Here is an 8,173-nt window from a genome sequence, read left to right as displayed (position 1 = left end):
GCCCAGCACGGCGGCCTGTGGATCAGCTTGGGCATGGCGCCTGCCAATGCCAGCGCTTCGACCCGTAACGACATCAACAACATGGGCGGCTCGGTCGGCCTGCTGGTGCAAGCGCCTTCGGACGCGGGTGCCGACAAGATCCCGCAAGGCGATGTGGACACGGCCGTCAAGTTTGGCGAGCGCGTGGCCGCAGTGGCGACCAAGGCTCGCGGCTGATCTGACGCAAGACCGCGGCTCGGGTACCATGGCCGATATGAAAATATTGACCTTGATGCCCTGGGCCGACTGGTTGGCCCTGTTCGTGTTTTTTGCATTGTGGGTAGGCTACGCCAGCCTGGTCAAGGTTCGCGGCATGCGCGAACGCACCTTGCTGGCCACCACCAACGCACTGCGTCAGCAGTGGATGATGCAGGCCACCTTGCGCGATCCGCGCATGCTGGACGGCATCATCACGCAAAACTTGTCGCACACACCGTCGTTCTTTTCTTCGACCACCATCATCATCATCGGCGGCTTGTTTGCCGTCATGGGTAGCACGGACAAGGCTGCCGAGCTTGTACGTGAGATTCCATTTGCGCAGCAAACGCCGCTGCTGGTGTTCGAGTTCAAGCTGCTGGTGCTCATTGGCATTTTTGTCTATGCCTTTTTCCGCTTTACCTGGTCGATGCGTCAGTACACTTTTGTGGCGCTGGTGATCGGCTCGATGCCTCCCGCCGAAGCCTTTTTGGCTGGAAAGCACAACCAGGTCGAGCATGCTCACCGCGCAGGTGTGCTGGTCGGCTCAGCGGCCGAAACTTTCAACGATGGTCTACGGGCTTATTACTTTTCGTTTGCCTTGATGGCCTGGTTTTTCTCGCCACTTGCCCTGGTGCTGGCAGGGGCGTTGGTGGTGCTGATTTTGTACGGCCGCGAGTTCCGCTCAGAGGTGCTGGACGTACTGCGCGACTGAAGTTTTGATGGAGGCCTAGCCCTACAATGGGGGCATGTTTGTCCACCTGCGCATCCACTCCGAGTTTTCCATTGTTGATGGCACCGTCCGCATAGACGAGGTCGTCAAAAGCGCAGCCAAAGACGGCCAGCCTGCCCTGGCCATCACCGACCTGAACAACCTGTTTGGCGGCGTCAAGTTCTACAAGGAAGGCCGGGGCAAAGGCGTCAAGCCGATTTTGGGCAGCGAAGTCCAGATCGAAGGCATGGGGGCCGATGCGGGGCAAACATCGCGTGTGATTTTGCTGGCGCAAGGCAAACAGGGTTACCTGAATCTATGCGAGCTGCTGGCACGTGGCTGGACACGCAATGTTGTCAAGGCCCAATCGGTGCTCAAGCTGGAGTGGCTGCAGGAATTGGGCGAGGGTCTGATTTTGCTGTCAGGCGCGCAGGCCGGCCCGGTCGGGCAAGCCCTGGTACAAGGCGACACAGCCAAAGCGTCTGATGTGGCCTTGCAGCTGGCTTCGCTGTTCCCACATCGTTTTTACCTGGAATTGCAACGCGCTGGCCGCCCGGACGACGAGCAGCATGTCGCTGCCACCGTGCAACTGGCTGCACGCCTTGGTTTGCCAGTGGTAGCGACGCACCCGGTGCAGTTTCTGAGCGCCGATGATTACGAGCCGCATGAAGCGCGTGTGTGTATTTCTGAAGGCGAAATTCTGGCCAACCCTCGCCGGGTGCGTCGCTTCACACGTGAGCAGTATTTCAAGTCGGCGGCCGAAATGCAGGCGCTGTTTGCCGATGTGCCCAGTGCCATTGCCAACACGCTGGAAATCGCCAAGCGCTGCAGCCTGACGCTGGTGTTGGGCAAGCCGCAGTTGCCCAATTTCCCGATCCCGCCGGTCAACGGCGAAGTGTTGTCGGTGGAAGATTATTTCCGCCATGTATCGCACGAGGGTCTGAAAGAACGCCTGATTCACCTCTACCCCGACGAGACCAAACGCGAGGCCGAGCGCCAGCGTTATGTGGACCGGCTGGAGTTTGAGCTCAACACCATCCTCAAGATGGGCTTCCCCGGCTACTTCCTGATCGTGGGTGACTTCATCCAGTGGGCCAAAAACAATGGTTGTCCCGTGGGACCCGGCCGGGGTTCCGGTGCGGGCTCCTTGGTGGCGTATGCGCTCAAGATCACCGACCTGGACCCGCTGCAATACAACCTGCTGTTCGAACGTTTTCTGAACCCGGAGCGGGTGTCCATGCCCGACTTTGATATCGACTTTTGCCAGGCCAACCGCGATCGGGTGATCGAATACGTCAAGGAAAAATATGGCCGCGATGCGGTCAGCCAGATTGCCACCTTCGGCACCATGGCCGCGCGTGCGGCCATCCGAGACGTGGGCCGCGTCATGGACATGAGCTACACCTTTTGCGATGGCATCAGCAAGCTCATCCCCAACAAGCCGGGCAAGCCCGTCACCATCCAGTACCCGCCCGCCGACCTCAAGCCCGACGACAAGGACAAGTACGCGATTGCCGCCGAGCCCATGCTGGCCGAGCGCATTGAGCGCGAAGAAGACGTCAGGAACCTGATCGAAATGGCGCAAAGCCTGGAGGGCATGACCCGCAACGTGGGCATGCACGCTGGGGGCGTGCTGATCGCGCCAGGCAAGCTGACCGACTTCTGTCCGCTGTACCAGCAGCCGGGCAGCGAGTCTGCGGTGAGCCAGTACGACAAGGACGATGTGGAGGCCGCCGGCTTGGTCAAGTTCGACTTCTTGGGCCTGGCCACGCTCACCATTCTGGAAATTGCCCGCGAGTTCATCATGGCCCGTCACAAGGGGCAGGAAAACTTTGCGTTCGAGAATATTCCGCTGGACGATGCGCCTACCTACAAACTGTTCCAGGACGGCAAGACCGAAGCCGTGTTCCAGTTTGAAAGCCGGGGCATGCAGGGCATGCTGCGCGATGCACGCCCGACGCGCCTGGAAGACCTGATTGCCCTGAACGCGCTGTACCGTCCAGGCCCTATGGACCTGATCCCCAGCTTCGTGGCCCGAAAGCACGGGCGTGAAGAGGTGGTGTATCCGCACCCTGCGGTGGCTGAGATGCTGAGCGAGACCTACGGCATCATGGTGTATCAGGAGCAGGTGATGCAGACGGCGCAGATTCTGGGCGGCTATTCGCTCGGCGGCGCCGACTTGTTGCGCCGCGCCATGGGCAAGAAAAAAGCCGAAGAAATGGCCGAGCATCGCGAGAAGTTCCGCGCAGGTGCCCTGGCCACACACAACATCCCGCAAGACAAAGCCGACGAAATCTTTGACTTGATGGAAAAGTTTGCCGGCTACGGCTTCAACAAGTCGCACGCTGCCGCTTACTCGCTGCTGGCCTATCACACCGGCTGGCTCAAGGTGCATTACACCGCCGAGTTCTTCTGCGCCAACATGACGGTGGAGATGGACGACACCGACAAGCTCAAGGTGCTCTATGAAGACGCGCTCAAGTTCGGCATCACCTTTGATCCGCCGGACGTCAACCGCGGCAACTACCGGTTTGAACCGGTGACTGACAAGGTGATTCGCTATGGTTTGGGTGCCATCAAGGGAACCGGCCAGCAAGCGATTGAAGCGATCGTGGCTGCACGGGAAGAGGGTGGCGCTTTCACCAGCCTGTTTGACTTTTGCAACCGTGTGGACCGCAGCCGCCTGAACAAACGGACGGTTGAAGCCCTGATCAAAGCCGGTGCATTTGATTCCTTGCAGATGAACAGGGCAGCCTTGGCGGCCAGCATCGATAAAGCTTTTGACTTTGCCAACGCCACTGCTGCCAACGCCAACCAGGGCGGCTTGTTTGACATGCTGGGTGACGATTCACATGGCTCGAGCTCACAAGAGCCAGACCTGCAAGACGTGTTGCCCTGGGGCATCAAGGAAAGGCTCACGTTTGAAAAAACAGCCGTGGGTTTCTATTTGTCGGGCCACCTGTTTGACGCGGTCGAGCGCGAGGTGCGGCAGTTTGTGCGCCGCAAGATCGACGATCTGATTGATAACCGCGAGCCGCAGCTCATTGCCGGCATCGTGAGCGATTTGCGCATCATCAACGGTATGCGGGGCAAGGTGGCCATCTTCAAGCTCGATGACAAGTCTGGCGTCATGGAGGCCACTGCAGATGAAAGCCTGATCAATGCTGCCCGCCACGCGCTCAAGGACGATGAGCTGATCATCGTTATGGCCAAAATGCAAATGGATCGTTTCTCGGGCGGCTTCCGCCTGAAAATCGAGCAGATTTGGGACCTGGGTGCAGCACGTTGCCGGTTCGGTAAGTTTCTGCGCGTCAAGGTCAATGGTCAGGCGCCAGACATTGCGCGCCTGTTGAGGGAGTTTCCGGTCGAACGTGAAGTGACAGAGCACGGCGAGCTGGTCAAGGGCCTGGGTGTGCGTCTGCAACTGGAGAGGCACAGTGCCGAGGTGTCTGCGCTTGCTGAACTCGCCTTGGGCGAACAAGTCAGGTTCTTCCCCTCAGACGCTGCCTTGGCCAGCTGGATGGCGCAGGCCGAAGGCGGGCAAGCGCAGATCGTCTACGACTGATCAGTCCAGGGGCCTGAAGCCTAGAACGATGACCGAGGGCACGCGCCCGTCGGTGTCCAGGGGCAAGACGCGGGTCTTGTCGATGGCTTTGAGCACGGCATCGTCCCAGGCTGCATTACCGCTGGATTGCAGCAGGCGGCGGCTCAGGATGGTGCCGTTGTTGGATGCGCGTACTTCCACCTCTGCGCGCGGATTGCCAGGCACATCGCCAGGGAAAGTGATGTTGGGCCTGATGCTGCCCACCAAGCGGCCTGCATAGGTGGCTGACGGCCCGGATGACTTGAGTGCGGTGCCAGTGCTGTTTTCACCGCCGGTGGCACCCGCCAGGCCCGCCATGCGCTTGAGGTTTTCCTTGCGAATGGCTTCGGCGCGAGCAGCTTCAGCCTTGGCCTGAGCCTCGGCTTTCTTTTTGTCCTCAGCCTTTTTCTTGTCCCGCTCTTTTTCTTCCTTGAGCTTTTTCTCTTTTTCGGCTTTTTCTTTCTCGGCCTTTTCTTTTTCCAGCTTGGCCTTGCGCAGCTTCTCGGCCTTCTCCTTTTCGAGGGCCTTTTTCTTGTCTTCTTCTTTTTGCTTTTTCAGCGCAATCTCGGCATCGCGCTTTTGCACATCGGGCTCGGGTGCAGGACGGGGTGCGGGTTTAGGCGGCTCGGGTTTGGCGGGTTCTGGCTCGGGCGCAGGTTCAGGCTCCACCAATGCAGGCGCAGCTTGCTGCGGGATGGCCGACCACAGTTCTGCCTCTGCCGTGACCACGGTGGGTTGTGTGCTCCAGCGCGTGGCCAGGCCCAAGGCCACAAACAGCAACAGGTGCGCGGCTGCAGCCATGCCGTAGCTGCGCCCGCGCGCCGGTTCGGGCGGTGGGGCAAACTCGGCCTGGTAAGTGGTGTTGTGCGGCTGCAAACCCAAAGTCCTTTAGCGCTGCCGAATCAAGGCGCCAGTTGAACAGACAGGCCCACGCGGGCAATGCCTGCGCGTTGCAAGGTGTCCATGACCTTGACCACGTTTTCGTATTTGACGTTGCGGTCGGCGCTGATCACCACAGCGGTGTTGGTGTCAGCGCCTTGGGCATTTTTCACCGCCTCGGCCACGCCACCGATCATCAGCTTGCTGGTTTTGCCATCGGCCACCAGCTCCAGCGTTTCGTCCTTCTGGATCACGACTTGCAAGACCTTGTCGGGCTGCTTGTTGGCTTTGCCAATGCTGGGCAGGTCGATCAGGCTGGGAGTGATCATGGGCGCGGTGACCATGAAGATGATCAGCAGCACCAGCATGACGTCGATGAAGGGCACCATGTTGATTTCGTTGACGGCGCGGCGACCGCGCCCACGGTGTGCGACTCCTGGCATGGTTGACTCCTTGCTCAGTGGCCCGAAGCAGTAGCGGCGCTGGCGCCCAGGCTGCGCTGAAGGATGTTGGAGAACTCTTCAATGAAGGTTTCCAGCTTGATGGCCACGCGGTCAATGTCGCGTGCAAAGCGGTTGTAGGCGACCACGGCAGGGATAGCGGCGAACAGGCCAATGGCGGTGGCGACCAGTGCTTCGGCAATGCCGGGGGCCACGGTGGCCAGCGTCACTTGCTGCAAGTTGGCCAGGCCAGTGAAGGCGTGCATGATGCCCCACACGGTGCCAAACAAGCCCACATAAGGCGAGACCGAGCCGACCGAGGCCAGGAAGGACAGTTGCGATTCTGCCGCGTCCATCTCGCGCTGAAAGCTGGCACGCATGGCGCGGCGGGCGCCATCCAGCAAGGTGCCTGCGTCGGTGATGCGGCGCTCGCGCAGTTTTTGGTATTCGCGCATGCCGCTGGCAAAAATGCGCTCCATCGGGCCGGCCTGTTTGGCGTTCTGGCTGGCTGCGCTGAACAGTTCGTTCAGGCTGGTACCCGACCAGAACACGCGCTCAAAATCTTCGTTGAGGTTCTGGATGCGTTTGATGGCGGTGAGCTTGCGAAAAATCGCCGCCCAGCTGGCGACCGAGATGGTCAGCAAAATTGCCATGACGATCTGGACCACAAAGCTGGCGTGCAGCACCAGCGAGATGATGGACATGTCGTTGTTCATTTCAAAGCTTCCAGAATGGGGGCGGGAATGCGTCCCGGTTTGAGGGTGGATGCATCGACCCAGCCGATGCGAATGGTACCTTCGGCCAGCAGTACATCTGCCTGGCCTTCGCGGCGCAGCAGCACTTGCTGGACAATCGTCAGGCTCACGCGGCCAGCTTCGGCCACGCGGGCAGTGACCCACAGCGCATCGTCCAATCGTGCGGGATGGTGGTATTTGACGGCGGTTTCGCTGACCACAAACATGCCGCCAGCTTGCTCCTTGAGGGCTTGCTGACCGTAGCCCAGCGAGCGCAGCCACTCGGTACGGCCACGTTCCATGAATTTCAGGTAGTTGGCGTAGAACACGATGCCACCGGCATCGGTGTCTTCCCAGTACACGCGCAGCGGAAAACCGAAAGGGGTGGGGGCTTGTGTCATGGCTGCAACCAGGCTTTCAGGCGTTCGATGGCGGTGCGCAATTCGGCCAAGGAATTCGCGGTCGAAAAACGCACAAAACGGGCGGTGTCGGCCTGACCAAAGTCGCGCCCGGGCGTGATGGCGACATGCGCGTGCTTCATGGCTGCAAAGGCAAAGTCCCAGCTGTCTTTGAGGCCCAGTTTTTTGCAGGCCTCAGTGCAATCGGCCCAGGCATAGAACGCGCCATCGGGCATGACGGGCACTTTCAGGCCCAGGGCGTTGAGTGCAGGAATGAAGTAGTCTCGACGTGCCTTGAACTCGGCGCGGCGCTGCTCGTAAAGCGCCAGGCTGTCGGCCTCAAAACAGGCCAGTGCGGCTTGCTGTGACACCGTGCTGGCGCAAATGAACAGATTTTGCGCCAGCCGTTCGATGGCGGGCACCAGCGCTTCGGGCACCACCAGCCAGCCCAGGCGCCAGCCGGTCATGTTGAAGTACTTGCTGAAGCTGTTGATGCTGATGATCTCGTCGCTGATGGCCAGTGCGGTTTGGGCATAGGCCTCATCGTGGGACAAGCCCAAGTAGATCTCGTCAATCAACGTGATGCCGCCACGTGTACTTACAACTTCGTGGATGCGACGCAGCTCGGTCGGGTCAATCGATGTGCCGGTCGGGTTGGACGGGGAGGCCAGCAAGACACCACGGGTTTTCGAGCCCCACGCCGCTTCAACCTTGGCTGCACTCAACTGAAAGCGTTCTTCGGCGGTGGTAGGTACCATCACCGCTGTGCCGTCTGCGGCGCTCACAAAGTGGCGGTTGCAAGGGTAGCTGGGGTCGGGTGTCAGGATTTCATCACCCGCCTCAATCAGGGCCAGGCAAGCCAGCTGCAATGCCGCAGACGCACCGGCCGTCACCACAATGCGACTGGCCGGCACCTGCACGCCAAAGCGCTGCTTGTACCAAGTGCTGATGGCCTCGCGCAGCGGTGCGACGCCCAAGGCTTGTGTGTACTGCGTTTGTCCTTCAGCAATGCATTGCTGCGCCGCTTGTTGCACCAAGGGTGGGGCAGTGAAGTCCGGCTCGCCAATGTTCAAAAAGATCATGGGGCGGTCGGTGTGCGCCACCTCGCGGGCCAGGGCTTGGGCAGCCTTGGCCACTTCCATCACATAAAACGGTTCAATGCGCTCGGCGCGCTGCGAAATGCGCATGGTGTG

At 60.1% G+C, this 8,173-nt stretch carries 7 protein-coding genes and 1 pseudogene; 3 read left to right on the top strand and 5 right to left on the bottom strand.

Annotated elements, in window-relative coordinates; translation table 11 throughout:
* From AAFM15_RS10160 to dnaE, 3 genes and pseudogenes are all read left to right on the top strand, one after another.
* Positions 1 to 216: pseudogene (locus AAFM15_RS10160) on the top strand (NADPH-dependent FMN reductase); the annotation flags it as partial.
* A gap of 37 nt (positions 217 to 253) precedes the next feature.
* Positions 254 to 949 (top strand): DUF599 domain-containing protein, encoded by a 696-nt coding sequence (locus AAFM15_RS10155; RefSeq protein ID WP_341686602.1) that lies wholly within the window; start codon positions 254 to 256, stop codon positions 947 to 949.
* A gap of 34 nt (positions 950 to 983) precedes the next feature.
* A complete protein-coding gene (dnaE, locus tag AAFM15_RS10150; protein ID WP_341686601.1) occupies positions 984 to 4,511 on the top strand; it encodes a DNA polymerase III subunit alpha in 3,528 nt (1,175 codons plus the stop codon).
* On the opposite strand, the gene tolA is transcribed toward dnaE, so the two are convergent.
* The 5 genes from tolA to AAFM15_RS10125 are packed head-to-tail and all read right to left on the bottom strand — an operon-like array spanning position 4,512 to position 8,167.
* Complete coding sequence (gene tolA, locus AAFM15_RS10145) at positions 4,512 to 5,405, bottom strand: cell envelope integrity protein TolA (protein WP_341686600.1); 894 nt, start codon at positions 5,403 to 5,405, stop codon at positions 4,512 to 4,514. It abuts the gene before it with no gap.
* Positions 5,406 to 5,431: 26 nt separating this feature from the next.
* Positions 5,432 to 5,851 (bottom strand): ExbD/TolR family protein, encoded by a 420-nt coding sequence (locus AAFM15_RS10140; protein ID WP_341686599.1) that lies wholly within the window; start codon positions 5,849 to 5,851, stop codon positions 5,432 to 5,434.
* 14 nt (positions 5,852 to 5,865) lie between these two features.
* Complete coding sequence (tolQ, locus tag AAFM15_RS10135; protein ID WP_341686598.1) at positions 5,866 to 6,564, bottom strand: protein TolQ; 699 nt, start codon at positions 6,562 to 6,564, stop codon at positions 5,866 to 5,868.
* Entirely contained in the window at positions 6,561 to 6,983 is a 423-nt protein-coding gene (ybgC, locus tag AAFM15_RS10130; RefSeq protein ID WP_341686597.1) for a tol-pal system-associated acyl-CoA thioesterase, read from the bottom strand. Before ybgC ends, tolQ begins: the two co-directional genes overlap by 4 nt.
* Positions 6,980 to 8,167, bottom strand: coding sequence for a pyridoxal phosphate-dependent aminotransferase (locus AAFM15_RS10125; protein ID WP_341686596.1), 1,188 nt, complete (start codon positions 8,165 to 8,167; stop codon positions 6,980 to 6,982). The genes ybgC and AAFM15_RS10125 overlap by 4 nt, the downstream gene beginning before the upstream one ends.
* Positions 8,168 to 8,173 lie beyond the last annotated feature (6 nt).

The organism is Limnohabitans sp., from assembly GCF_038134685.1.
Lineage (GTDB): Bacteria > Pseudomonadota > Gammaproteobacteria > Burkholderiales > Burkholderiaceae_C > Limnohabitans_A.
The sequence above is the reverse complement of the archived record's forward strand: the minus strand, read 5'-3'. Positions and strand labels throughout refer to the sequence as shown.